26 protein-coding genes and 1 tRNA gene are annotated in these 25,360 nt (G+C 64.3%); 19 read left to right on the top strand and 8 right to left on the bottom strand.

The features are described 5' to 3' along the window. Positions 1-174: 174 nt before the first annotated feature. On the top strand, positions 175-1,548 hold the full coding sequence (locus D3I60_RS13790; RefSeq protein ID WP_262776854.1) for a pyridoxal phosphate-dependent decarboxylase family protein: 1,374 nt from the start codon (positions 175-177) through the stop codon (positions 1,546-1,548). A gap of 70 nt (positions 1,549-1,618) precedes the next feature. On the opposite strand, the gene yczE is transcribed toward D3I60_RS13790, so the two are convergent. Then, positions 1,619-2,314 carry a membrane protein YczE gene (gene yczE / locus D3I60_RS13795; RefSeq protein WP_262776855.1) on the bottom strand — a complete coding sequence of 232 codons (696 nt, stop codon included), beginning with the start codon at positions 2,312-2,314 and terminating at the stop codon, positions 1,619-1,621. 108 nt (positions 2,315-2,422) lie between these two features. On the opposite strand from yczE, the gene yczR reads away from it, so the two are divergent. From yczR to D3I60_RS13820, 5 genes are all read left to right on the top strand, one after another. Then, on the top strand, positions 2,423-3,913 hold the full coding sequence (gene yczR, locus D3I60_RS13800; protein ID WP_262776856.1) for a MocR-like transcription factor YczR: 1,491 nt from the start codon (positions 2,423-2,425) through the stop codon (positions 3,911-3,913). Between the two features lie 41 nt (positions 3,914-3,954). Continuing rightward, positions 3,955-4,734: a YggS family pyridoxal phosphate-dependent enzyme gene (locus D3I60_RS13805; RefSeq protein WP_262776857.1), complete on the top strand. Its 780-nt coding sequence runs from the start codon at positions 3,955-3,957 to the stop codon at positions 4,732-4,734. Between the two features lie 14 nt (positions 4,735-4,748). Further along, a complete protein-coding gene (locus tag D3I60_RS13810) occupies positions 4,749-5,774 on the top strand; it encodes an arsenic resistance protein (RefSeq protein WP_262776858.1) in 1,026 nt (341 codons plus the stop codon). 32 nt (positions 5,775-5,806) lie between these two features. Further along, positions 5,807-7,264, top strand: coding sequence for a DNA-3-methyladenine glycosylase 2 family protein (locus tag D3I60_RS13815; protein WP_262776859.1), 1,458 nt, complete (start codon positions 5,807-5,809; stop codon positions 7,262-7,264). Positions 7,265-7,327: 63 nt separating this feature from the next. Then, positions 7,328-7,900 carry a methylated-DNA--[protein]-cysteine S-methyltransferase gene (locus tag D3I60_RS13820; protein WP_346659574.1) on the top strand — a complete coding sequence of 191 codons (573 nt, stop codon included), beginning with the start codon at positions 7,328-7,330 and terminating at the stop codon, positions 7,898-7,900. A gap of 104 nt (positions 7,901-8,004) precedes the next feature. On the opposite strand, the gene D3I60_RS13825 is transcribed toward D3I60_RS13820, so the two are convergent. Beyond that, a tRNA-Ala gene (locus D3I60_RS13825) sits at positions 8,005-8,077 on the bottom strand. A 186-nt stretch (positions 8,078-8,263) separates the two neighbouring features. Beyond that, complete coding sequence (locus tag D3I60_RS13830) at positions 8,264-8,491, bottom strand: hypothetical protein (RefSeq protein ID WP_262776860.1); 228 nt, start codon at positions 8,489-8,491, stop codon at positions 8,264-8,266. Between the two features lie 173 nt (positions 8,492-8,664). Here D3I60_RS13830 and D3I60_RS13835 point away from each other — a divergent pair, with 173 nt between their 5' ends. The 3 genes from D3I60_RS13835 (at position 8,665) to D3I60_RS13845 (ending at position 11,135) form a co-directional block, all read left to right on the top strand. Next, a complete protein-coding gene (locus D3I60_RS13835; RefSeq protein WP_262776861.1) occupies positions 8,665-8,886 on the top strand; it encodes a hypothetical protein in 222 nt (73 codons plus the stop codon). 466 nt (positions 8,887-9,352) lie between these two features. After that, complete coding sequence (locus D3I60_RS13840; protein ID WP_262776862.1) at positions 9,353-10,258, top strand: universal stress protein; 906 nt, start codon at positions 9,353-9,355, stop codon at positions 10,256-10,258. A 1-nt stretch (position 10,259) separates the two neighbouring features. Continuing rightward, entirely contained in the window at positions 10,260-11,135 is an 876-nt protein-coding gene (locus D3I60_RS13845) for an alpha/beta fold hydrolase (RefSeq protein WP_262776863.1), read from the top strand. Positions 11,136-11,229: 94 nt separating this feature from the next. Here D3I60_RS13845 and D3I60_RS13850 read toward each other — a convergent pair whose 3' ends face one another. Both D3I60_RS13850 and D3I60_RS13855 read right to left on the bottom strand, forming a co-directional pair. Continuing rightward, on the bottom strand, positions 11,230-11,460 hold the full coding sequence (locus D3I60_RS13850; protein WP_139467084.1) for a hypothetical protein: 231 nt from the start codon (positions 11,458-11,460) through the stop codon (positions 11,230-11,232). Positions 11,461-11,532: 72 nt separating this feature from the next. Continuing rightward, on the bottom strand, positions 11,533-11,952 hold the full coding sequence (locus tag D3I60_RS13855; RefSeq protein ID WP_262776864.1) for a phage holin family protein: 420 nt from the start codon (positions 11,950-11,952) through the stop codon (positions 11,533-11,535). Positions 11,953-12,204: 252 nt separating this feature from the next. On the opposite strand from D3I60_RS13855, the gene D3I60_RS13860 reads away from it, so the two are divergent. Beyond that, a complete protein-coding gene (locus D3I60_RS13860; protein ID WP_262776865.1) occupies positions 12,205-13,515 on the top strand; it encodes an MFS transporter in 1,311 nt (436 codons plus the stop codon). 147 nt (positions 13,516-13,662) lie between these two features. Then, positions 13,663-15,132: a peptide MFS transporter gene (locus tag D3I60_RS13865; RefSeq protein ID WP_262776866.1), complete on the top strand. Its 1,470-nt coding sequence runs from the start codon at positions 13,663-13,665 to the stop codon at positions 15,130-15,132. A gap of 299 nt (positions 15,133-15,431) precedes the next feature. On the opposite strand, the gene D3I60_RS13870 is transcribed toward D3I60_RS13865, so the two are convergent. Further along, the gene (locus tag D3I60_RS13870; RefSeq protein ID WP_262776867.1) at positions 15,432-16,280 is read right to left on the bottom strand and encodes a CPBP family intramembrane glutamic endopeptidase; all 849 of its coding nucleotides are present in this window, start codon (positions 16,278-16,280) and stop codon (positions 15,432-15,434) included. A 97-nt stretch (positions 16,281-16,377) separates the two neighbouring features. Between D3I60_RS13870 and D3I60_RS13875 the strand changes: the two genes are divergently transcribed. Both D3I60_RS13875 and D3I60_RS13880 read left to right on the top strand, forming a co-directional pair. Beyond that, a complete protein-coding gene (locus D3I60_RS13875; RefSeq protein ID WP_262776868.1) occupies positions 16,378-17,595 on the top strand; it encodes a molybdopterin molybdotransferase MoeA in 1,218 nt (405 codons plus the stop codon). Positions 17,596-17,627: 32 nt separating this feature from the next. Then, positions 17,628-18,833 carry a ThiF family adenylyltransferase gene (locus D3I60_RS13880; RefSeq protein WP_262776869.1) on the top strand — a complete coding sequence of 402 codons (1,206 nt, stop codon included), beginning with the start codon at positions 17,628-17,630 and terminating at the stop codon, positions 18,831-18,833. A gap of 32 nt (positions 18,834-18,865) precedes the next feature. Here D3I60_RS13880 and D3I60_RS13885 read toward each other — a convergent pair whose 3' ends face one another. After that, on the bottom strand, positions 18,866-19,111 hold the full coding sequence (locus D3I60_RS13885; RefSeq protein ID WP_262776870.1) for a MoaD/ThiS family protein: 246 nt from the start codon (positions 19,109-19,111) through the stop codon (positions 18,866-18,868). Continuing rightward, positions 19,112-20,200: a GTP 3',8-cyclase MoaA gene (moaA, locus tag D3I60_RS13890; protein ID WP_262776871.1), complete on the bottom strand. Its 1,089-nt coding sequence runs from the start codon at positions 20,198-20,200 to the stop codon at positions 19,112-19,114. Positions 20,201-20,241: 41 nt separating this feature from the next. Here moaA and D3I60_RS13895 point away from each other — a divergent pair, with 41 nt between their 5' ends. The 6 genes from D3I60_RS13895 to D3I60_RS13920 all read left to right on the top strand — a co-directional run bounded on the left by D3I60_RS13895 (position 20,242) and on the right by D3I60_RS13920 (position 25,339). Further along, on the top strand, positions 20,242-21,450 hold the full coding sequence (locus D3I60_RS13895) for a molybdopterin molybdotransferase MoeA (protein ID WP_262776872.1): 1,209 nt from the start codon (positions 20,242-20,244) through the stop codon (positions 21,448-21,450). Further along, the gene (moaC, locus tag D3I60_RS13900; protein ID WP_262776918.1) at positions 21,447-21,917 is read left to right on the top strand and encodes a cyclic pyranopterin monophosphate synthase MoaC; all 471 of its coding nucleotides are present in this window, start codon (positions 21,447-21,449) and stop codon (positions 21,915-21,917) included. Before D3I60_RS13895 ends, moaC begins: the two co-directional genes overlap by 4 nt. Then, complete coding sequence (locus tag D3I60_RS13905; RefSeq protein ID WP_262776873.1) at positions 21,914-22,345, top strand: molybdenum cofactor biosynthesis protein MoaE; 432 nt, start codon at positions 21,914-21,916, stop codon at positions 22,343-22,345. Before moaC ends, D3I60_RS13905 begins: the two co-directional genes overlap by 4 nt. After that, positions 22,342-22,743: a TOBE domain-containing protein gene (locus D3I60_RS13910; protein WP_101546732.1), complete on the top strand. Its 402-nt coding sequence runs from the start codon at positions 22,342-22,344 to the stop codon at positions 22,741-22,743. The genes D3I60_RS13905 and D3I60_RS13910 overlap by 4 nt, the downstream gene beginning before the upstream one ends. Positions 22,744-22,838: 95 nt before the next feature. Beyond that, positions 22,839-23,603, top strand: a complete 765-nt coding sequence (gene modA / locus D3I60_RS13915; RefSeq protein WP_262776874.1) for a molybdate ABC transporter substrate-binding protein — start codon at positions 22,839-22,841, stop codon at positions 23,601-23,603. A 2-nt stretch (positions 23,604-23,605) separates the two neighbouring features. Then, on the top strand, positions 23,606-25,339 hold the full coding sequence (locus D3I60_RS13920; RefSeq protein WP_262776875.1) for an ABC transporter permease: 1,734 nt from the start codon (positions 23,606-23,608) through the stop codon (positions 25,337-25,339). The last annotated feature ends 21 nt before the right edge of the window (positions 25,340-25,360 follow it).

Here is a 25,360-nt window from a genome sequence, read left to right on the forward strand (position 1 = left end):
CAACGAGTCCGTTCGCAAGTAAATATGAATAAGAATCAAAACTTGCGATTAGTGATCGTGGAGAGGACTTCGTGTCGATCCGGATCACCCGAGGCACCACAAATCGGTCCTATGCGGTTAGTCTCGTAATCGGTGGGCGATCCCCATCACCATCGACCGCGCCGAGGAGCCCCAATGACCGACAGTCTTCATTCCCGCATGCACGTTGTCTCCGATGAGACCCGAAACCTTGTCAACCTCGTGCTCGAGTACTCACGTCGCCGGACTCTGGCCGAGGACACTCCGCTCGACCATCCCACGTCCGAAACCGAGCTGCGTCGACTGGCCGGCCCCACCGTCACCGAGGAGGGGCTGGGGTCAGCTCGGGCGCTGGCGATCTTCGAACACATCTTCGCTCCCGCCTGCATCTCCACCGACCATCCGAAGTACCTCTCGTTCATTCCCAGCGCCCCTACGAAGGCAGCTGTGGCCTTCGACCTCGTCGTCTCTGCCAGTGCTCTCTACGGCGGTTCGTGGCTGGAAGGAGCCGGCGTCGTCCACGCCGAGAACGAAGTCCTGCGCTGGCTGGCGGGAGAATTCGGGCTGCCCGCAGGAGCCGGGGGAGTCTTCGTCCAAGGCGGCACGATCGGCAACCTCTCCGCGCTCGTCGCCGCCCGCAACGCACAGAAGGAGAAGCTCGGTGAGACTCGGCCGGGACGCTGGGTCATCGTGTGCAGCGCCGAAGCCCATTCCTCGGTCGCCTCCGCAGCCGAGGTCATGGATGTCGAAATCGCCCCGGTGGCCACAGGCGAGGACGGTATCCTGCGACCCGACGGCGTGCGTGAGGCCTTGCTCGAACATGGGGACGCCGTGATCGCGGTGGTCGCCACCTCGGGGACGACGAACTTCGGCACCATCGATGACATCGCCGGCATCGCCGCTCTCAAGGACGAATTCGACTTCTGGCTCCACATCGACGGCGCCTACGGTCTGGCCGCGATGCTCTCACCGCAGGCACGCCACAAGTTCGCCGGAGTGGAGAAGGCCGATTCGCTCATCGTCGACCCTCACAAATGGCTCTTCGCCCCCTTCGACGCCTGTGCGCTCATCTACCGCGATCCGAATTCGGGGAGGCGAGCGCACACGCAGAAGGCCGAATATCTCGATACGCTCACCGACGCTCAGGATTGGAGCCCCTCGGACTTCGCCATCCAGCTGACGCGGCGACCGCGTGGGCTGCCGCTGTGGTATTCGCTGGCCAGCTATGGTGCTGAAACGTATCGGGAGGCGATCGGCCATTCGATCGATCTGGCGCGTGAGATCGCCACGGAGATCAAGCATCGTGAACATCTGCGGCTCGTGCGCGAACCCGAACTCTCGGTCGTCGTGTTCGAGCGCCACGGTTGGCAGCGGTCGGACTATGACGCATGGTCGGATCGTCTGCTCGAGGATCAGCGCGCCTTCGTCGTCCCGAGTTCGCACCAGGGGCGGCCGAATGCCAGATTCGCGATCGTCAATCCGCTGACGACGTTCGACGATCTCACCGACATCCTCGATTCGATGGAGTGAATGGAAGCGTTCGGTCCGTCCTTCAGCGAGGTCCTCGAACTTCTGAGGGCCGCACAGAGGTGACGGTCGCTCAGTCTTCGGGGACATCCTCGGCGGCGGTCGTCGGCTTCGACCGGGGACGGAGTTCGACGGTGAAGGCGGGAAGCAGAGCCTGGGTGATCGGGCCGATCCCCAAGGCATAGAGCACTGTGCCGACGCCGACGACTCCGCCGAGGAGCCAGCCCACGGCGACTACGCTGACTTCGATGAGGGTGCGCACCAGTCGGATCGAGCGTCCGGTCACGCGGGAGAGCCCGGTCATCAGCCCATCGCGGGGGCCCGGCCCGAATTGGGAGCCGATGTACATCGCCGAGGCGGCCCCGTTGAGGACGACGCCCGTGCCCATGAGCGCGATGTTCCATCCGAGTTCTTCGGGCCGGGGCAGGAACAGGCGGGTGAGGTCGAGCGCCGGCCCGACGAGGAGGGCGTTGAGTATTGTGCCGATCCCCGGCTGCTGGCGCAGCGGGATCCAGATGAGCAGCACGAGGAACGCGAGAATCGTAATGATGGTGCCGAAGGTCAGCGGCACGTGATTCTGAATGCCGGAGTGGAGGACGTCCCACGGCATCATGCCCAAGCCGGCGTTGACCATCATCGCCATCGAGGCACCGAAGAGGTAGAGGCCGAGGATCAGCTGGGGGAGACGCCGCCACAGCCGTCCGCCGCGCAGCTGTGCGATGGGACCGACGTTGGCCAACTGACGCTTCGGGGCTCTCATCTTCGTCATGCGGTGGCTTTCTGAGGATTGCGATCACAGGGACAGATCCATCTTGACCCAAATTGGTCTTGTGCGAAATAGCCACTTGCTGGAAAGTGGTCCCATGAGGTCAGAATCATGAGCACACCGGTCCTGGGAGCCAAACGACTCATCGGCATCATCGGAGACGGACCGCGGAAGGCGCCCGCATACGAATCGCTGGCCGCCGCGGTGGCCGCAGCGATCACCGACGGCCGACTCCCGGTCGGCACGAGGCTGCCGAGCGAACGCGAACTCGCAACCGCGTCCGGTCTTTCGCGCACGACGACGGGACGGGCCTACGCTCAGCTGCGGGAACAGGAATACATCCTCACCCGCCGCGGCTCCGGCAGCATCGTCCAGCTGCCCAGCGTCCCTGGCGGGCGCATCGATCACCTGCTCTCACCTGCCGGCGGCGACGAGTCGGAGGTCGATCTCACGTGCACCGCTCCGGTCGCACCTCCGGATATCCTCGACGCCTACGACCGGGCGCTGTCACGTTTGGGTGCCTACCTGCCCGGCACCGGGTACTATCCTTCCGGGCTGCCGGTGCTGCGGGAGATCATCGCCGATCGCTATACCCGGCGCGGCGCTCCGACCGACCCCGATCAGATCCTTATCACCTCCGGGGCACTCGGCGGTGCGGCCATCGCAGTCCGCGCCCTCCTCGACGTCGAACCCGATGAGTCCGCGCGCCTCGGCGGGGCACGGTCGACCTCGCGGGTGCTCATCGAAAGCCCCACCTATCCGAATGCGATCGCCACACTCGAAGGCGCGGGCGCCGCTCTCGTGACCTACCCCCTCGAGTTCGGAACTCAGGGGCACTATTGGGACATCGACGTCATGGAGCAGCTGATGGGACAGACACGTCCGCGCAGCGCCTATCTCATCCCCGACTTCCACAATCCGACCGGCGCACTGCTGCCCGAAGCCCAGCGCAGTGAGCTCGCGGAGGCTCTTCGTCGGCATCGAGTCGTCCCAGTCTTCGACGAATCCCTCGTCGAACTGGAACTCGAGGACGGCATAATGGCCACCCCGATGTCCGCGCTGATCACGGACTCGGTGACAGTGGGCAGTGTGAGCAAGATCTATTGGGGAGGCCTGCGCATCGGATGGATGCGCATTCCCCGCCACCGGATAGGTCATTTCGCGTCCTCCCGGCTCGGACTCGACCTGGGAGCACCGGTCCTCGAACAGCTCGTCACAGTCGAACTCATGAGCAATCACGATGCTGTCGTCGCCGACTGCCGCTCCCGACTCAGAGCCGCCCGAGACCTGCTCGCCGCACAGGTGAGGTCGTGGCTGCCCGAGTGGAATCTCATCGTCCCATCCGGTGGAATGGCGCTGTGGGCCGAACTGCCGGAGGCACGTTCCGGCGTACTCTCGATCGCTGCCAGAAACCATGGTCTCCGTCTCGTCGCAGGGCCGAACTTCGCCCCCGCCGGTGGACTCGATCGGTGGGTGCGCCTGCCCTATACGGTGACGGAAAGCGAACTGCAGCAGGTGGGGCCGCGACTGTCCGCGGCCTGGGAGGAAGCCAAGTCGATGATCGGGCGTGGACCGACCGATCGGGCCTGCATCGTGGCGTGAACACCGCGGGCACGCGGCCAGAACCTGAGTACGATGACCGTATGGGAGACGACAGCGGACTCAGTCACGATGGGCAGTATTCGACGGCGACGACGGTCGAGGAGTTCCGGGCCAATATCGCCGAGGTGGAGCGCCGGATCGCCGCTGCGGCCGAGCGCGCCGGTCGGGACCGGGCCGACATCGAGCTGCTTCCAGTGAGCAAGACCGTACCCCAGGAACGCATCCGCCTCGCGGTTGCCGCCGGTTGTGCGAAGTTGGGTGAGAACAAGGTTCAGGAGGCCCACCGCAAATCCGAGGAGATGGCCGATCTCGACATCGATTGGGCTGTGATCGGGCACCTCCAGTCGAACAAAGCCAAGGACGTGGCGAAGTTCGCCAGCGAATTCCAGGCGCTCGACCGACTCAAGGTCGCCAGAGCCCTCGACCGTCGGCTCGAAGCGGAAGGCCGCAGCCTCGATGTGTATGTCCAGGTCAACACCTCCTCTGAGGACTCCAAATTCGGCATGCCGCCGGAGGAACTCCTGGGCTTCCTCAAGGAGGTGCGAGCATTCGAGACTCTCAAGGTCCAGGGACTGATGACCTTGGCAGTCTTCTCCTCGGATATCGACCGTGTCCGTCCCTGCTTCCAGCTTCTGCGCGGTCTGCGCGACCAGGTTCGCGAGACCGATCCTGACCTTCTCGGTCCGGGGCGGCTGTCGATGGGCATGTCCGGTGACTTCGAAGTTGCCATCGAAGAGGGCGCAGACTGCGTCCGTGTGGGTCAGGCCATCTTCGGTCGACGAGCGCTGCCGGACTCCCACTACTGGCCCGAATCCGACTGATCGGCCGATCGGCTGTGCCTCCTTCCCGCCCGGAGTCCGGACGCGACAAGCCGTCGGCTCAGACGAGTTCGGACGCCGTTCGCAGCCCCTCGACGCAGACGCTCTGGTGGTTCGGCGGTGCCGTGCTCGGTGTCGTCCTCGGTGCCGGAGTCTCCGGATTCGCCGCTCTGGCCGAATGCGCCTTGACGCCGTGCCTCATCGCTCTGCTCTTCCTCACGTTCCTCGACATCCCCTTCGAAACGGGCCTGCGTGCGGTTGGCGATCTGCCTCTTCTTGCCGTGACGGCGGCGTTGAACTTCCTCATCGTCCCGCTGGTCGTCGCCGGTCTCATATCGGTCTTCGACATCGCTGATCCGCTGCTTCCGGCTGTGCTCATCGTGCTGCTGTGTCCCTGCATCGACTACGTCATCGCATTCACACGCGCGGCCGGAGGCGCCGCCGATCGGCTGCTGATGCTCACTCCCATGCTCATGATCGCTCAGCTGCTGTTGCTGCCAGTGATGCTGTGGGCGGTCACCGGAGGGCGGCTGAGCATCGATCTGCCTGTTCGCCCGCTCGTCGGCGCACTGGTGCTGTTCATCATCATTCCTCTTACGGCCGCTATCGTCGTTCGTCGACTTGCCCGTCATACGCCACGATTGGAGCTGCCCCTCGCCGCGAGCGCACGTCTGATGGATCCGGTCATGACTCTGACGCTGCTCGTCATCGCTGCCTCGGTCGCCCCGAGGATCGCCGGTTCCGCCGGACAATTGGGTACCGTGGCTGTCGTCTTCTTCGTCTTCGCCGTCGTGATGGCCATGATCGGATGGGGAGTCACCCGGACTCTGCACGTCAGTCCGCAGCGATCGCGTGCTGTGATTCTCTCCGCCGTCACGCGCAATTCCCTGGTCATGCTTCCGATCGTTCGTGCGATCACCGGGGAGGGCATCGGCCCTGCAGGGGTCGTGACGCAGACCCTCATCGAGCTTCTTGTCCTGATAGTCCTCATGCGCGTCCTCCCTCTCCTGGTGCGAGCCACTGCCGTGACCGAAAACCGCTAGTAATCGTTCTCCTCGGAGCGGACAATGGAACTATGTTCACCTCCGACCAGTGCTATCAGGCAGTCACTTCCCGCGACCGCCGCTTTGATGGAATGTTCTTCACTGCGGTGCGTACCACCGGGATATTCTGCCGTCCGTCGTGTCCCGCGAGGACTCCGCGGCGGGAGAACGTGGACTTCTTCCTGACCGCTGCGGCCGCAGCGGATGCCGGTTTCCGGGCCTGCCGACGGTGCCGCCCGGACGCCAGTCCGAATTCGCCGCAATGGGACACCCGCGGAGACGTCGTGGCCCGAGCCATGCGCCTCATTCGCGACGGTGCCGTCGACCGCGGAGGAGTCGCAACCCTCGCCGCCGAACTCGGCTACAGCACTCGCCAACTCGGGCGCCTCATCCATTCCGAGCTCGGTGCCGGACCTCTGGCGCTGGCTCGCACCGAACGGGTACGAACCGCAAGGACGCTCATCGAGGCCACCTCGATGCCGATGAGCGAGATCGCCTTCGCCGCTGGCTTCTCCAGTATCCGACAGTTCAACGACACCTTCCGCGCGATGTATTCGATCAGCCCACGACAGCTGCGCAGAGACGGTGCCGAAAATTCGGTGACCGACGAAGTCGTACTCCGATTGGCGTATCGCCCGCTCTTCGACTTCGCGCATCTGCTGGGGTACTTCGAGACAAGAGCCGTTGCTGGGATCGAGAAGGTCTCGGACGGTGCTTATACCCGGTCGATGCGTCTGGCTCACGGTCCCGCCGTGATCACGGTGAGGCAAGGGCACGGCGACTTCGTGGACTGCCGCATCCGCCTGGCCGACACCCGCGACCTCGGCAGCGCCGTCGCACGGGTCCGGCGCCTCTTCGACCTCGATGCCGACCCTGAGGCGATCGCCGAGACTCTGCGTTCGTCGGGTCTGCGCCGTCTCGTCGACGAACATCCAGGACTTCGTTCGCCGGGCCACAGCGACCCCGTCGAACTGGCTCTGCGGACAGTCCTCGGACAGCAGATCTCCTTGGCCGCCGCCCGCACCCATCTGGAACGCCTCGTCGCAGGTGTTGGAGAATCACTGCCGAAGGAGCTGAGCCTCGAAGGCGTCGACAGGGTCTTTCCCACCGCCGAGGCGATCGCCGCAGTCCCTGCATCCGAATGGGCGTTGCCTTCGAGTCGGATCAGGACGATTCAGACACTGTCGCAGGCGTTGGCCGACGGCAGTGTGGACCTCGGCGCCGGCAGCGACCGCGAGGAAGCGAGCCGGAACCTGCTGGCACTGCCCGGAATCGGTCCGTGGAGCACCGGCTATATCCGGATGCGCGCCCTCGGAGATCCCGACGTCTTCATGGACTCAGACCTCGGCGTGAAGAAAGCCATCGCCGATCTCGATGCGAGTTCAGCGACACCTGTCGATTGGAAACAGGTCGCAATGAACTGCAGTCCCTGGCGCTCCTACCTCACCCACCTGCTGTGGGCACATCACGCCCGCAGCCCAGCAGCCTGACCGGCCGACACCGAGCAACGAATGATTCTACCCATTATTCACCGACACTAAGGACACGCAGACATGACCACGCCGACAACGATCCAACCCGACACTGCACGGACGTTCACCGCTGCCATGGAGCAGCCGACCGCCTCGGCGCCGGTATATACGACGATCCTCGATACGGACCTGGGACCGCTCCTGCTCACCTCGGATGGGGCCCACCTGACCGGGCTCTATCTCGAGGTCTCCGAGGCGATCGATGCTCGACTCGACAGAACGTTCGGAGTCGAACCGATTCCGGAAGACGATCTGGAGATCTTCCAGCGCACCGAGGAACAGCTGGGGGAGTACCTTTCAGGCCAGCGCACACAGTTCGATCTGCCCTTGGCGGCGAAGGGAACGGAATTCCAACGCTCGGTGTGGCAGGCGCTGACGCAGATTCCGTTTGGCAGCACAGCAGGTTACGGTGAGTTGGCCGAGATGCTGGGAAGACCCGGCGCGGCACGTGCTGTGGGGGCCGCCAACGGCAAGAACCCCATCAGCATCATCGTGCCCTGCCACCGAGTCATCGGAGCGGACGGATCCATAACCGGCTACGCATGGGGAGAGGAAAAGAAACGCACCTTGCTCACCCTAGAGACCCGCCCCTAATTGCTACCTGACGGGGGCCCAGCAACCTGGCGCCAGGTTGCTGGGCCCCCGTCAGGTAGCAAGAAGGGCGGGGATCCTTGTTTGGATCCCCGCCCCTTCAGCGGTGGAGGTAAGGGGATTCGAACCCCTGACCTTCTCCATGCCATGGAGACGCGCTACCAACTGCGCCATACCCCCGCTTGCCTGATCAATACTACCCACGTGTGGGTGAGAGACCAAATCGGCGGAGAGTGACGCTCGCCACAAGGGCGGGAATACTGGAACCCCGTGTTCAGGCACTGATCGGGGACGGCCCCGCAGCCCGAGTCCGATGAACTCGGGCAGCGGCGAGTCAGCTATCCGCCGAGGATTCTCCGCGGTGGATCAGATGAACGGCCGGACCTGGCTGAGGTAGCGCACGATATCCCGCTCGCGCAGTTCTCGTACGCGCTGCTCGCGAGCGTGTTCGCGCAGACGAGCCTGCTGACGACGGGCAGCCTTCAGGCGGCGGGATTCGGGTGTTGGGGCTGGGCGGCGCGCCCACCGGATGAGCTTCATTCCGGTGCTCAGGGCCCAGCGTCGTGGATAGGTGAATGGGAATGTGGTGGACACAATTCTTCCTCGTGGTTTTCGGGCAGGGGATATCCGCAAATGGGCAGGCGATATCCCGGAATGATGGTCAGATAAAAGTTGCCGAAAAAGCCGTGACAATGACGATGAATCGCCCGCACAAGGGTGGATATGACAAAGGCGGCTAATTGCCAATATGTCAACAGGTCATTGAAATGACAGATTCACTGAGATGGCAACGGAATACGATAGGCGATGAATCCGAACTGGTCGGCTGCACAGCGGAAGGCGCCGGGTGGTACGGCGCACTCGCGAATGCAGCAGATCGGAGCGAACTCAATGATGTCGGCGTGAAGCGGCCGGATCAGGTTCGGCAACTGACGGTGCTATGCACCGCAGGGATGCAGAAAGTGATACTGGACATAAACCAGGCGTGAAGAATGCCGGATATCAGGCAACCGGTGGCTCAGAGGACAACGGTGGCCGGAAGCCAACCGGTGGAAAAGACGTAGGAGACGGCTGTGTCAGCCGACGAGTCCTTGTCCGCCAATCGGGCAGGCAGCGTATTCATGCCAAGGCGTCCGAAGGTCAAGGCCTGTAAGAAAATTCATCATCGTAACTGCTCTCCTTTCATGGTCGTGGATCTCGTGGGGACGGCGTCAACGTCCGCTATTGTCAAGGTGCAATCAGGTTGGTGTCTGCGAATCCGTAATTGCACTGCCGAATTTAGCACAGCTTTCATTGCGTGTGGGAGTTTTGTTCATTATTTTCTCAGATATTTTCACTTCGTCTGTTCGGGAGAGAAAGACGGTGCGTGAAAACTGTTGGTCGAAGCGCAGTCTGGGCCGACGTAGAATCAGGGGAGACGTGCATCAGTCGGACGCGCAGCTTGAGGAGTTGAGGATGTCAGAGACCGCCACCACCAGACGTCTGGTCGTCGGATACATCGCCACGGATAGGGGTCGGGATGCGATCTCACTGGCCATTTCGATCGCGCGGTCCATCGACGTCGAGCTCGTGGTCACCATCGTCCGTCCGGAATCATCGACGGTTCTCGCCGGCAGCGCCGTGCCCAAGGACGGGGCCGGGATCGTGGCCCAGCAGATCGACGATTGGCTGGACGAAGCCCTGGCACTCATCCCCGATGACATCCGCGCCAGAGGCTGCATCCACATCGCCGCGAACGAAGCCAAGGGCCTCATGGAGGTCGCCGAGCAGGAAGGCGCACTGGGCATCATCATCGGTGCACGGGCCACCACACTGATGCGGCAACTGCGCATCGGCACGGTCGCTTCGTCGCTGCTGCATTCGTCGACGGTGCCCGTCGTGCTCGCCCCGTCGGGCAGATCCGATATCGGGCCGATCTCGCGGGTGACCGCACTCTACGGGGCTCGCCCAGGTGCTTCGTCACTCATCGGAGCGGCCGTCGAATCGGCTGTCGGCCTCGGAGTCGATCTCAGACTGCTGTCCCTGATCGAGAACGACGGACTCTATGACGACGAGGTCGCCGAGATCACCGAATTCGCCGAACAGTACGGGGGAGCGGTGCTGGCCGACGACGCTTCGGAGATGCTGGCTTCTGGCCGCGCGACGGTGAGAACCAAGGCCGGAGCCGATATCGAAGAGGCCGCCGAGACCATCGACTGGCAGCCCGGCGAACTCGCCTACATCGGATCGAGCCGCTTGGGCCACGGAGGCAAGGTCGCGATCGGTGCGAGGGCTCGCCGTCTGCTGCGTGTCCTGCCCGTTCCGGTCGTGATCGTGCCCCGACGCGCCGTGAGTCGACTGCACACCGCCGAAACCGACTGAGGTGCGGATACGAGAATCACAGCGGGCCGACATCCGGCTGGACTCACACCGCACGGCCGCGTGGGTCTATCCGGGTGACCGGCGCCGGCGTCCGCTGCTGATGGTGCATGGCTTCCGTGGGGACCATCATGGAATGGACCTCATCGCCGGCAGCATCTTTGACCGTGAGGTGGTCGTGCCCGACCTGCCCGGGTTCGGTCTCACTGCCCCGCTGGATTCGGGTTCGTCGCTCTCTGCCTTCGTCGATCATCTCCTCGCTCTACGCGCCGAGGTGGGCAGGCAACGGGGCGTGACACCGATCCTGGTGGGGCACTCCTTCGGGTCGATCCTGGTCAGCCACCTAGCGGCCTCCCACCGGGACGTCGTCGACGAGCTCGTGCTCATCAATCCGATCACCAGCCCCGCCCTCGAAGGGCCCGCACGTTTCCTCACCGCGGTCACCCGCGCCTATTACGCCCTCGGCGCGCGGCTGCCCGAGCGAGTCGGCCGCTCCCTGCTGAGCAGCCCCGTGATCGTCCGCGCCATGAGCGTGGCCATGGCCACGACTCGCGATCCCGGCCTGCGTTCGTACATCCATGATCAGCATCTGCGGCACTTCTCGTCGTTCGCCGACCGCACGTCCCTGTCAGAGGCCTTCACGACGTCCGTCGCGCACACCGTCACCGAGGTGGCCGACCACCTGAGTATGCCCACGCTCGTCATCGCCGGCGATCAGGACGCCATCGCCCCGATCGGACCGACCCGCGCATTCGTGGAGAAGCTCCCCGACGTCGAATTCGTGGAATTGGGCAGGGTGGGCCACCTCGTGCACTATGAGCGCTCGGAGGAAGCCGCCTCGGCGATCTTGGATTTCTGTCACCGGCGAATCGACCGGTGATTCGGCACGTGACAAGGCGCGAGGAAAGCCGGTGAATCGATGAAGGGCCGCTGCGCATCAGCGCAGCGGCCCTTATCTTGAGCCGTGCTGGAGATCAGCGGCGGGAGTCGCGTGCCCAGCGGTAGAGGATAGGCACGAGGAATGCGAAGCACGACGCGAGCAGACCACCCCAGAAGACCCAGAATTCGGTTCCCTCAGGTGAGGAGAATGAGGCTCCGAAGAGGTAGAGTCCGAACACGAACAGAGCGAAGGCGAAGACGAAGACGATGACATCGGCGAACGATGCTGAATTGCGGGTTCTCTTCGGGGCGGCGATATCGGACATGGTCTCCTCCGGCGATGTTTCTGGTGGTCAGCTGACTCTCAGCAACAGTCTACATCGCGTAGAGGAGTTTGCTCATCTCCGGTCGTGTTCGGCGCTTCGCTCCGGGACCAGCCAACCGAGCAGAGTCGAGACGATCGAGACGATGATCGCAGCGAAGATGGCAGAGAAGAAGAACGAATCGATGGTGAACTCGAACGGGGTGAACCCGCTGAGCCAACTCGTCAGCGCCAACATGATCGCGTTGATGACGATGGAGAACAGTCCCAGGGTCAGACACGTGATCGGAGCCGAGACGAAGCTGAGGATCGGTTTGATGAAAGCGTTCGCCAACCCGAAGATGAGGCCGATGACGAGGTAGGAGATGATCATCGCCGGAATGGCTCCGGCCTGCTCCTCGACGACCCGGTTCCCTGTGATCGTCACACCCGGCAGGATCCAGGCCGCCACCCAGATCGCACAGGCGTTGACGATGACGCGAGACAAGAAGTTCATAGCCGTCATCCTCGCAGACCGATCTGCGTTCTTTCTGAGTCGCGGATGGGAATGAGGTCCGTGCCACGGTGATCAAACTCAACTTCGCTTGGTGCACTGACACTCGAATCGGATCGCCAAACACAGTAGCCTGAAGGTGAACCCTTCGGTTCGACTTACTCAGACCAACAGCGTGCACCTACCGAGTGATTTGATCCAGGTCACCACGGCGGCACGACCTCCCGGACGAGCGGGAGCAGAAACTGGATTGATATGACAGACAACGACATACCCGCCTCGGCTCGGCGCACCACCGTGCAGCAGTCCTCACCGACTCTGTTCTCGGCCGTCGGGCGCAGCTATTTCCCGATCGCCTTCGTCGCCCGCATGCCATTCGCCATGATCGTCGTCGGGGTGCTCACCCTCGTTGTGGCCGGCCGCGGATCGCTCAGCTTGGGCGGGATCAATTCCGCCATGGTCGGCTTGGGCACGGCTCTGTTCGGATCCTTCATCGGGGCGGCCGCCGACCGGTGGGGTCAGCGCTACGTTCTGCTCATCGCCGGGATCCTCAACTGCCTGGCGCTGACCTTCATGGCGTGGGTCGTCTTCAGCCCGCTGCCGGATTTCGTCGTGTTCATCGCAGCCTTTGCGATCGGTGCCACCTCACCACAGGTCGCGCCGATGTCGCGGTCACGCATCGTCGACATCGTCATGTCTGTGCTGCCCTTGGCGAGGCGGCCGAAGGTGCTCAATGCCACGATGGCCTACGAATCCGCTGCCGATGAGGTCATCTTCGTCTTCGGACCCTTCCTGGTCGGACTCTTGGCGACGTTCTTCACCCCGGTCGCACCCATCATCGGGGCGATCGTGATGACGCTCGTCTTCGTCTCCGCCTTTGCACTCCATCCGACGGGTCGGGCGCGTTCGACGGGGACATCGAGCAGGCTCGGCGAGCGTGCTCCGGCCAAGGACATGTTCACCGCCGGTGTCTTCGTCATCATCCTCGGCGTCTTCGGCGTCGGAATGGTGTTCGGCTCCACCCTCACCGCCCTCACCGCGCTGACCAACGACATCGGCCGACCGGAGGAAGCCGGTCTCATCTACGGAGTCATGGGCATCGGCTCTGCAGTGCTGGCGATCTCGGTGGCGCTGTTTCCCTCGGCATTCGCGCTGTGGGCGAGGCTGCTGTGTTTCGCGCCGGTTCTGGTGGCGGGATCGGTCATCCTCGCGTCGACGGAATCGATGCCGATCATCGTCATGGCTCTGCTGCTCATGGGCACGGGAATCGGCCCGAGCCTCGTCACCCTCTTCAGCCTCGCCGCCGAACGTGCGCCGCTCGGTCGTTCGGCGACGGTGATGTCGATGGCAGGGTCGGCGATCATCGTCGGCCAATCGGTGTCCTCGGCGATCAACGGAATCCTCGCCGAGGATCAGGGAACGGCCGTGGCGATGGCCGTCCCGGTGGCCGCCTCGGCGATCGTCCTATGTGCCGGTGTCCTCAATCTGTTCGTCGGGAGGCGCGGCGATCGGAACGCTGACAAGCCGTCACGGCAGCGCGTCAACGGAGCCGAAGAAGAGATCTGAATCACTCTATCTTTCCGCCTTTTGGGATGGCGCGTCCCAGGCATTGCCAGGTGTGACCGGGACATGACCGAAGAGTAGGATGTCCGCTGGTCCATCGTGAAATGCGCCACGGATCGTGGCCTCTCACACCACTACGGAAAGCACACAATGTCTTCAACCACCTCGACGACCGAGGCCGTCCGCAGCGATACCCGCTTCTTCGGACACCCTCTGCCGCTCATGCAGCTGTTCAGCCTGGAACTGTGGGAGCGATTCTCCTATTACGGTATGAATGGCATCCTCGCCCTCTACCTCTACTTCAGCGTCACCGACGGCGGCATGGGGATGGAGCAGGGTACGGCCGTGGGAATCGTCGGTGCGTACGGCGGTGCCGTCTTCCTCGCTACGATCCTCGGCGCTTGGATCGCCGACCGACTCGCCGGAGCGGAAAAGGTCCTCTTCTACTCCGCAGTCATCATCATGATCGGCCATATCTGCCTGGCGTTCATCCCCGGTTTCGGGGGAGTGGCGGTCGGCCTCATCCTCGTCGCGCTCGGCTCGGGCGGTCTCAAGGCGAACGCCTCGGCACTGGTCGGCGAACTCTACGAAGAGAAGGACCCACGCCGTGACGCCGGCTTCACCATCTTCTACATGGGCGTGAACATCGGAGCCTTGTTCGGACCGCTCATCACCGGTCTGCTGCAGTCGAACATCGGCTTCCACTACGGATTCGGGGCCGCCGCGGTCGGCATGGCCCTCGGTCTCGTCATCTACCTCACCGGCCGGAAGAACCTGCCTCCGGAGTCGCGCGTCGCGGTCAATCCGCTGCCGAAGAACAAGCTCTACCTCTTCATCGTGGCCATCGTTGTCGTCGTTCTCCTCGCCGTCATTCTCTGGATGACGAAGATCGTCAATCCGGAGAACCTCGATTGGTGGATCGCCGGAATCTCTGCCGGTGCGGCCGCATGCTACTTCATCGTCATGTACACCTCGCCGCAGACGAACGGCGACGAGCGGTCCCGCGTCCTCGCCTATATCCCTTTCTTCATCACCGTGGTCATCTTCTGGTCGATGTACCAGCAGATCTTCGGCGTTCTGACCGTCTACTCGGATACACAGCTCAACCGTTCGATCTTCGGATGGGAGATGCCGATCAACTGGATCCAGCTGATCCCTGCGTTCTTCGTCATCGTCTTCGCCCCGCTGTTCGCGACGATGTGGATGAAGCTCGGACCCAAGCAGATCTCGACACCGGTCAAGGCCGGTCTGTCTCTCGTACTCATCGGCATCGGCTTCCTCATGTTCCTGCCTTTCGCTGAGGCCGGTCCCAATGAGACTCCGCTGCTGTGGGTGGCGCTGACCCTGGCCGTGTTCGTCTTCGGTGAACTGCTCATCTCGCCGGTGGGCCTGTCGTTCTCGACGAAGGTCGCTCCGAAGGTCTTCCAGTCGCAGATGATCGCCGTGTTCTTCCTCGCCTCGGGCGTCGGTACGGCACTGTCCGGTGTGCTCGGCGGGTACTTCGACACTGCCAACCAGGCACCCTACTGGCTGTCGGTCGGCGGATCGTCGGTCGTGCTCGGCCTCCTCGCGCTGACGCTGACGAAGCCGATGCTGGGGCTGTTGCGCGGAATCCGCTGATTCAGTCGCTGCGCGCATAGTCAGTCCAGCTCGCAAGGCCCCTGTGAGTCGCCGACTCACGGGGGCCTTCGGCGTCTCCGGGCGGGCTTTCCTCACCTGCAGTGTCGATTCAGCGTATTGCAGCCCGAGGGTGTGGTCGGACGGATGAGGGGTGCCGGAGCAACGGTGTGTATTGCTGCTAGTGGGAGGCCGTGCGACCGACAGGAGGCCGTGCGGCCGACGGACGGTGACGCTGACCGGGGAAATCGCGAGCACAGCGCCGCACAGCGTCGGCGAGCGCGTGGGACTCGACCCCCGAGTCAGACGCCGATGAAGATAGGCAGCGCGTCAGGGTGGTGGGCGTGGACGATCGTGAGGAACACGAACGCGTCGAAGAGCAGATGCACCGAGACCGTATAAGGGAGTGATTTCGTGCGAGTGAAGATGAAGGCCTGCACGAGCGCGAAGGGGATCGTCAGCAGCGGACCGATCGACCGGTAGCCGAGCTCCCAGAGGAACGAGACGAAGATGATCGTGGTGAATAGGTTCGCAGTCCAGAACGAGAAGTGTTTGCGCAGGAGCGCGAAGACCGTGCAGATGAAGAACAGTTCGTCCCAGATGCCCACGGCGTTCACCCCGAAGAACAGACGGATGATCTCCGACCAGTTCGTCAGCGGAGGCCAGTTGAGGTAGACCCCGGTGCGCATGAAGTACTGCGGCAGCACTGCCCAGGCGACCACAACGACGAAGACCAGCCATGCCCACTCCAGCCGCGACCAGGGCTGGCCGCGACGCAGCGGAAACTGGATCGTCTTGTCCTCGAACACATGACGAGTCACGAGCCAAGGGCCGATGACGACGGCGGAGAGCACAACGCCCATGCGTGCGATGTTCGACCACGAGATATCGGCTTCGACCGATATCGCCGAGATGAGAGCGAGACAGGCGGCGATGATGCTGAGGTCTCTGGCGAAACTCCGATTGACACTCCACGCGATGACCAGGGCCGCGAGCATCGGGGCGTATCCGAAGGCGCGGACCTGCGGAAACGTCGTTCCCAGGCCGAAGAGCACAACCGCCGAGACCGCCAGCGAAGCAGCCGCAGCGGCCTCCCAGCTGAGCGATTTCAACTGCGAGGATTCGATGGTTACTGCTCGGTCAGTGTCCACGCTCCACACTGTAGACGAACCCGGCCCGAGCCGCACCGGACCATCGGGCCCAGCCGTGCCGAATCGCAAGTAGGATCGGAGCGAGGGAAGGACATCATTGGATCCAGAGGACTACTCCGAGCTCATCGCCGAACTGGCACCGATTCTCCACACCGAGACGACGCCGGTACGCAGCGCCGTCGGGCGCACCACGCCAACGGACATCAGAGCTCCGCGATCGGTGCCCGACTTCGCCGCCTCGGCGATGGATGGCTTCGCCCTCGACGGCGCCGCCCTGAACTCCGCCCGCGACGGCAATGCCATTCGAGTCGTCGGCGACACTCCCGCCGGACGTTCCGCCGTCACGCTGAAGACGGGATGCGCAGTGCGCGTGATGACAGGTGCTCCCGTTCCCACCGGCGCCGAGGCGGTCGTCCCTGTCGAGCTGACAGACGCCCGACAGACCGGGCCGGCTCCCGTGGCAATCCGAATCGATTCCCTTCCCGAGTCAGTGCCTCCGGAGTGGAACATCCGCTTGATCGGTGAGGACATGAGCAGGGGCGACATCGTCCTGACCGCGGGGGAGCGGATCACCTCGGCCGGGGTCGGCGTGCTGGCGATGCTCGGCATCACCGAGATCGACGTCGTCCGCAGGCCCCGCATCGGTCTGATCGTCACTGGGGACGAAATCCAGGGGGCCGACCAGACAGGTGAGAGCCGCACCGAGGCGGCCGCCTCCTCGATCTTCAATTCGAACCTGCCGATGCTCGCCGCCGCAGTCCGCGGCTTCGGTGCCGAACCCATCGAAGCCACGTGCAGCGACGACGCCGACGAGCTGCGCGGTGTGCTCATGGCGATGAGCACCGAGGCCGACCTCGTGGTGACGACCGGAGGTATCAGCGCCGGTGCCTTCGAAGTCGTCCGTCAGGTCCTGGAACCCGACCATTCGACATTCCGCCGATTGGATATGCGACCCGGATCGCCTCAGGGATTCGGACGCTTCGGCGCACTGCCGCTCCTCCATCTGCCCGGCACGCCGCAGGGAGCCTTCGTCGGCTTCCACCTCTTCGCGGGCTCGCTGCTGACGGGTCGGACTCTGCGGCAGAGATGGCGGAAGGGAATTCTCGCGGGCCCCGGCCTGCTCCCGCACGGAAACGCCGTCACTTTCCGTCCCGGCACCTTCACCGATTCAGGGAAGATTCTCCCCGCTGACCGGGCCAGACTACCGAACTTCGCCTCGGCCGATGTGATCATCAGAATCCCACCGGGTACCGATACCCCGCATGGTTCAGCAGAACCGTGCGCAGGCACGGCGGTCGACTACCTCGAGTCCTGATGCCGTCCGCCCTGTCGGATTAGGATGGGGGCATGTCCACTTCACGCCTGAGCCCTGCCGACCGGACCCGCTACGCACGGCAGATCCGGCTGTCCGGATTCGGCGAAAGCGCGCAAGCGGCGCTGCTCGACTCACACGTCCTCGTCATCGGCGCCGGGGGACTCGGCGCTCCGATTCTCAGCTACCTCGCGGCCGTGGGTATCGGCACGATCACCGTAGTCGATCCCGATATCGTCGAACTGAGCAATCTGCATCGACAGGTCATCCACACCGAGGCGGCCATCGGCACTCGTAAGATCGATTCCGTTCAGCAGCGGATGAACGCGATCAACTCCTCGATCGAGGTCCGCACGATTCCGCAGCTGCTCACTCCGGACAACGCTCTCGAACTCTTCGAAGGCGTCGACATCGTCGTCGACGGCAGCGACAACTTCGCCACCCGCTACCTCGCCAATGATGCCTGTGAGATTGTCGGAATCCCTCTCGTCTGGGGCACGATCCTCGGCTTCGACGGCCAGGTCGCCGTCTTCGATGCCGAACGCGGCGCCACCCTGCGCGACCTCTATCCTGAAGTTCCCGCTCCGGGCAGTGTGCCCGACTGCTCGGTCGCCGGAGTCCTCGGACCACTGTGCGGAAGCATCGGATCCGCCATGGCGATGGAGGCCATCAAGGTGCTCACCGGAATCGGCACGCCGCTCTGCAACAGCGTGGCGATCCACAGCAGCCTCGACACCAGCTGGGAGACGGTCCCGGTCAGCCCGATCCCCGGCAGATCTCCGGTCACCGACCTCGAGCAGCATCGCGGCGACTACGCCCAGCACACGTTCGACTCTCTCAAGACCGACGACGACACCGCAGAGAGGACAGCCGGCTCGACCACAGGGGAGGACCCTCTGGGACCGGCCACCGTCACCTGGGCGGACGTCGAGGCCGACTCCATGCTCGTCGACATCCGCGATCACGATGAGGTCGCCTCGGGGATGGTTCCCGGTGCCATTCACATTCCGATGGACGAGCTGCTCGCCGATCCCAGCCTGTTGCCGACTCCCGGCACAGCGGACACATTCGCCATTTCTGACGCCGGCTCCGCACGGCCGTACGGGATAGCACTGTACTGCCGGTCGGGGGTGCGCTCGGCGAGGACCGCTGCGCAGCTGCGTTCAACCGGCATTGCGGTGACGTCAGTCAACGGCGGATATCTCGCTTATCTGTCACAGCCGGCTCCGCAGCAGAGCTGACGAGGCTTCAACCGATCTCGCCGATCAGAGTCTCACCCGCCGGCGAACGGCGGGAGGACATCGACGGTGTCACCCTCGGCCAAGGGTGCCGATTTGTCGGTGGCGGCCACGGAATTGACGAGGAAGCTCGAGCGCGACAGCACGGTCGCGGCTTGGGGGGCGGCCGCCTCGGCGAGGGTCGTGACGAGCTCTTCGACGGACCCGGCACGGATCTGTGATTCGCGGGCGCCGAAGGCCTCCCGGGCTGCGGCGAAGAACCGAACGGTGATGGCAGGCACTTATCCTCCGATGGCGCTCATGGGTCGTTGGGGCTGCTCGAACGAATCCGTGTCCATCCCATGACCGGCGAGCTTCTTCCAGTGGGCACCCTTCCACAGGTTCGCAATCGATTCGTCGGAGGCGCCATCGCGCATCGCCGTGAGCAGATCGACCTCGGTGCGAGAGAACAGGCAGGTGCGCACACGTCCCTCCGCGGTCAGGCGGGTGCGAGTGCAGTCGGCGCAGAAGGGACGCGTGACCGAAGCGATGATGCCGACAGTGCCGAGGATCGAATCGGGTCGGCGTCGATCAGCGACGAGGAACTTCTCGGCCGGGGCCCCGTTCCGCGGGGCCGAATCCGGGGTGAGTACGAATCGGGGCTCAAGTAGGGCGAAGATGTCGGCTGCGGTGATCATCGACGTCCGCTCCCACGAATGTCCGGCATCCAGGGGCATCTGTTCTATGAACCGCAGGCTCAGATCCTGTTCGAGACACCACTGCAGAAGATCAGGTGCCTGTGCATCGTTGACCCCCGGCAGCAGCACAGCGTTGATCTTCACAGGGTTGAGACCGGCGGCTTTCGCCCCGTCGATGCCCTCGAGCACACGCTTGAGGAACGGGCGCCGGGTCATGGTCGCGAAGGTCTCCGGATCGATCGTGTCGAGAGAGACGTTGATGCGATCCAGTCCCGCGGCTTTCAGTCCCGCGGCGCGTTTGTCCAGACCGATCGCGTTCGTCGTCAGTGCGATGTTCGGTCGCGGCTCCAGTGCCGCGACACCGGCGATGATCTCGTTGATGTCCTTGCGGGTGAGAGGTTCGCCTCCGGTGAAGCGGACCTGGTCGACGCCGAACTTCTCCACAGCGATGCGGACGAAGCGGACGATCTCGTCACCGGACATTGCGGAGTCGCGAGACATGAACTCGACGCCCTCTTCCGGCATGCAGTAGGTGCAGCGCAGATTGCAGAAGTCGGTGAGGGAGATGCGGAGGTCGCGAGCGCGGCGATCGAAGGTGTCGAGCAGCGCCTCCTCATTGTGAGCGGTGAACTCCTCGCCCGGGTTGACCGTCGGAGTTCTCAGCACCGGCATGGGCAGGCCGATCTTCTCCATTGCGTCATCCTCCTTGAACAGCGTGTCGATATCATCGTCCCATGACTACTGCGAAGATGCATCGTGAGCGCGTATCCGAGATCATATCGCCGCTGACCGGTCCGGTGAGCCTGCCGCTGAGTTCGCTGCTGGAGGCGCCGAGGCGACTGACCGCCGATGTGGAATCGCCGATCGATGTGCCCGGCTTCGACAACTCGAGCATGGACGGCTATGCCCTGGCCGCGGCCACCGTGGAAGAGATGGGCGGAAGCCCGATTCCCGTAGGCGGTCGCGTCGCAGCGGGCGCCCGTGGTGAGACAGTCCAGCCGGGGACCGCGGTGGAGATCATGACCGGAGCACCGCTGCCGAAGGGCACCGATATGGTCGTCAAGATCGAAGACACGGCACCGGGACGCTTCGGCGCCGTGTCCATCTCCCTCGACGCCGGTGCAGAACCACGCCCGGGAGCATTCGTCCGCCCCCGCGGTTCCGACGTGAGTGCCGGTCAGACCGTGCTGACAGCGGGCACCATGCTGACGCCCGCCCACCTCGGCGTGGCCGCCGCGTGTGGAGTGAACGAACTGCCCGTGCTCGACCTGCCGCGTGTCCTCGTCGTGAGCACGGGTGATGAGATCGCCGCCGAGGCGGCCGCCGGAATCAACGACGCGAATTCCGTGACGCTTAACGCCGGGCTCCGCCGCCTCGGAGTCGACACCGAGGTCGCGTTCGTCCCCGACGACCCGCAGCAGCTGCTCGACCGAGTCCGCGACAGCGACGCTCAGCTGGTCATCTCGACCGGCGGCATCTCGAAGGGAGCGCACGAAGTCGTCAGACTCGCTGCCGACATTGATGCGGACTCTTCGATGACCTTCGAGCCGATCGCCATGCAGCCGGGGGGACCGCAGGGCTGCGGACGCCTGGCCGACCACGCGTGGGTCGCGCTGCCCGGCAACCCGGTGAGCACACTCATCAGCTTCGAGCTCTTCATCCGCCCCGCCCTGCTCGGTCTACCCGATCACGAGGCACCCCGGGAAGTCGCTCACCACCGACTGGCTCACGGATTCGACGAAGCCCCTCCGGCCGGAAAGCTGCAGGTCCGCCGCGCCAGACTGACTGAGGCTGGCCTCGAGTTCATCGGCGACTCCCGATCCCACCTGCTCCACAGCTATGCCGAAGCCAGCCACCTCGTCTTCGTCTCACCCGAGGATGCAGGCGCAGGCGATCCGTTCTCAGCTGTGGGAGATAGGCTGATGACGTGGAAGATCGCATGAAACTCAGCCACGTCGACGCATCGGGGACAGCCCAGATGGTCGACGTCGGCGACAAGGACGTCACGAAGCGCCGGGCAGTCGCGTCCGGCCTCATCACCACTCGGTCCGAGGTCATCGACCTCATCGCCGAGGCGGGACTGCCGAAGGGCGATGCCCTGCCCGTGGCCCGCATCGCGGCCGTGATGGGCGCCAAGCGCACCAGCGACCTCATCCCGCTGTGCCATCCGCTGCCGCTAACGGGAATCGAAGTGGAGTTCGAACTCCGCGAGGACGCGGTGGCCATCACCGCCGCGGTCAAGACCGTGTCGAAGACCGGCGTCGAAATGGAAGCGCTGACGGCTGTGACCACGGCGGCGCTGACGATCTTCGACATGATCAAAGCCGTCGACAGTCACGCCGTGATCGGCGACATCAAGGTCATCGAGAAGACCGGCGGAAAGAGCGGCGATCGGACACGAGAGTCATGAGCACCGGAACCGTCGTGACCACGGGAGTCGTCGAGACCCCGATTTCGACCCAGGAACTCGAACCCGAGGTCCTCACCGACGCCTGTGGTGCCGCCGTCAGCTTCTCCGGTGTCATCCGCGACCACGACGAAGGCCGTGGAGTGAGCCGATTGCACTATGAATCCCACCCCCTGGCCTCAACTCAGCTCGCCGAGGTGGCGGCAGACGTCGCTGCCCGTCATCCCGCGGTCAGGCTCTCCGTCGTCCACCGCGTCGGTGACCTCGAGATCGGCGACGTGGCCCTGGCCGCGGTCGTCGCCTCCGCTCACCGGCAGGATTCCTTCCGCGCCTGCTCCGAGCTCATCGACGAGGTCAAGGCCCGGGTCGCTATCTGGAAACACCAGCACTTCAGCGATGGCACTGACGAATGGGTAGGAGCCCTCGAGTGACCCGACTGCGTATCAGCGATGCGGCACGCTTCCTCGGAGTCAGCGATGACACGGTGCGACGGTGGGTCGCCGATGGTCGCCTCTCCCAACACAAAGACGCATCGAACCGGGCGGTCGTCGAAGGCAGTGAGCTCGCCGCTCTTGCCCAATCATCGTCCGGTGCTCTGCCCGACCCCAGCGGAGTCGTGAGCTCCTCGCGCAACCGCTTCGCCGGACTCGTCACAGACGTCAGCATCGACGGAGTGATGGCCCAGGTCAGCATGCAGTGCGGTCCCTTCCGCGTGGTATCGCTGATGTCGGCCGAAGCCTGTCGCGAACTCGAACTCGAACCGGGAAGCCTCGCGACCGCCTCGGTGAAGGCGACGATGGTGTCGATCGACACCGTTCCGGGTTCATGAGGGGCAGCCGACCCTTCCACGCCGCACGAACTGTCCGAGTCTCATAATCGGAACTGAAGTCGACACGGAACCGCATCTGCGGGTTCAATGGGTCTATGAAGAAAACCCTGCTGGGGCTCTGCACCGTCGCAGCCCTGACCCTGACCGCCTGCTCCTCGGGACCCGACTCGGGGGCCGAAGCGGAACAGCCGGAAGAGATCACCGTCTTCGCCGCCGCTTCGCTCACCGAGGTATTCGAAGACATCGCAGATGAATTCAAGGCCGCCGATCCGAACGCACCCGATGTGAAGTTCTCCTTCGCCGGATCGTCCGACCTGGTCTCCCAGATCTCCGAAGGCGCCCCCGCCGACGTCATCGCCACCGCTGATGAGAAGACGATGGACACGCTGGAGAACGATGACCTGCTCGCAGGCGAGCCTGAGATGTTCGCTTCGAACACGCTCACCCTGGCCGTGGCCGACGGCAATCCGAAGGCGATCAAGAGCTCCGAGGACTTCTCCGGCAACGACCTCGTCGTCTGCGCGCCTCAGGTGCCCTGCGGAGCCGCGACGGAGAAGTGGGCCGACCTCAATGCCGTCGAACTCGATCCGGTCAGCGAAGAGAACTCGGTCACCGATGTCCTCGGCAAGGTCGGCGCAGGACAGGCCGATGCAGGAATCGTCTACGTCACTGACATCGCGCGCGGCGACGGCAAGGTCGAACAGGTCGATCTCGACGGCGCTGACAAGGTCGTCAACAGCTACCCGGCCGCCACCGTCAGGGCCAGCGAGAACCAGGACCAAGCCGATGCTTTCGTGAAGTTCCTCGGCTCCGACACGGCCCAGAAGCTGCTGCGCGACGCCGGTTTCGCCGCAGGCTGACAATGCCCACGCCCTTCCCGAACCGACCGGCGGCGTCCTCGCCCCGCCGATCGAGGCGGCTCAGATCGGATCCGCTCATCCCCAGCTGGCTGTGGCTGCCCGCCGTCATCGGCATCGTCTTCCTGCTCCTGCCGATCATCGGCCTGCTCACACGGGTCGAACCGCAGGGTCTGCTTGCCGTGATCACGGCCGAGGAATCCCGACTGGCGATGAAGCTGTCCCTGCTGAGCTCGGTGACCTCGGCCCTCATCAGCGTCCTCATCGGCTTTCCCCTCGGGTACCTGCTCGCCACCCGAACGTTCCCCGGCCAGCGCATCGTACGCACCCTCATCCTGCTGCCCCTCGTACTGCCGCCGGTGGTCAGCGGTCTCGCGCTGCTCTACACCTGGGGCCGGTCGGCCTTCCTCGGCGGGGGACTCGAAGCGGCGGGACTCAGCCTCGCCTACACCACCTCGGCGGTGATCGTGGCGCAGGTCTTCGTGTCTCTGCCGTTCATGGTCATGTCTGTGGAGACCGCCACCGCGGGGCTCGGCCGCCGCTATGAGCTCACCGCCGCCGAGCTCGGCGCGAAACCCAACCGCGTCTTCTTCACCGTCACCCTGCCGCTGCTCCGACACGGGATCATCACGGGTGCCGTTCTGTGCTTCGCTCGCTCGCTCGGAGAGTTCGGGGCGACGCTGACCTTCGCCGGGTCGCTGTCCGGTGTCACCAGGACGATGCCGCTGCAGATCTATCTCGTGCGCGAATCCGACCCACAGGCAGCCATCGGCCTCTCGCTCCTGCTCATCGCCATCGCCGTGCTCATCATCATCCTCGCCTACCGGTCCCCGCACGCTCCCCGCCTGAAGTCCCCGCGCAGTTCCCCGACACCGACTCCCGTCGACACGGTCCCGGCTGCCGCCCCCGCCGAGGCGGCCCCGCGCTCCTCGACGGATGTATCCGAACGTGGGGGAGCGGAGAACACAGACGCGCAATCCGCGGACCCCGGGCAGGGTATCAGTGCCGAAATCCGACTCAGTGCCCGTGGAATCGCACTGGATCTCAGTTCACCTCGACCGGGAACCACCGCGATCATCGGTCGCAACGGGGCCGGAAAATCCACCCTGTTCCAGGTCCTCACCGGAGCCCTCGTACCCGACTCCGGACGACTCCGCATCGGGGAGCACACGGTGTTCGATATCGCCGCGGGCTTGTGGCCACCCGTCCACGATCGCGGCATCGTCCATCTCGCGCAGAACCCGCTCCTGTTCCCACATCTCAGCGTTATCGAGAACGTCAGCTTCGGTCTGCGGGCTTTGGGCGCGTCTCGCGGCGCCGCACATGAACGCGCGCAGGCGATGCTCGACCGCCTCGGCGTGGGGCAATGCTCGAACCGCAGACCGGACGCCGTCTCCGGCGGGCAGGCCGCCCGCATCGCTCTGGCTCGTGCTCTCGTCGTCGAACCGAAGCTGCTGCTGCTCGACGAGCCTCTCGCCTCCCTCGACGCGGACGTGGCGGTCGAGACCCGGCAAGTGGCGGCCCGACTGCTCAAGGGGCGCAGTGCACTGCTCGTCACTCATGACGTCGACGATGTCACCGCCTTGGCCGACTCCCTGGTTCTGGTCGAGAACGGAAGCGTCGCCCACTCGGCTCCCATCGGGCAAGTCGACCCCGCATCCGCAGGTGAGGCCGCCGAATTCCTCCTCAGCTTTTGCATGCGGGACCGTGACGGAATAGTGTGCAATCAGTCACAGTGAAAATTGGCATGCAAGGGAGCA

The organism is Brevibacterium permense, from assembly GCF_025506275.1.
In the GTDB taxonomy this organism is placed as follows: domain Bacteria; phylum Actinomycetota; class Actinomycetes; order Actinomycetales; family Brevibacteriaceae; genus Brevibacterium; species Brevibacterium permense_A.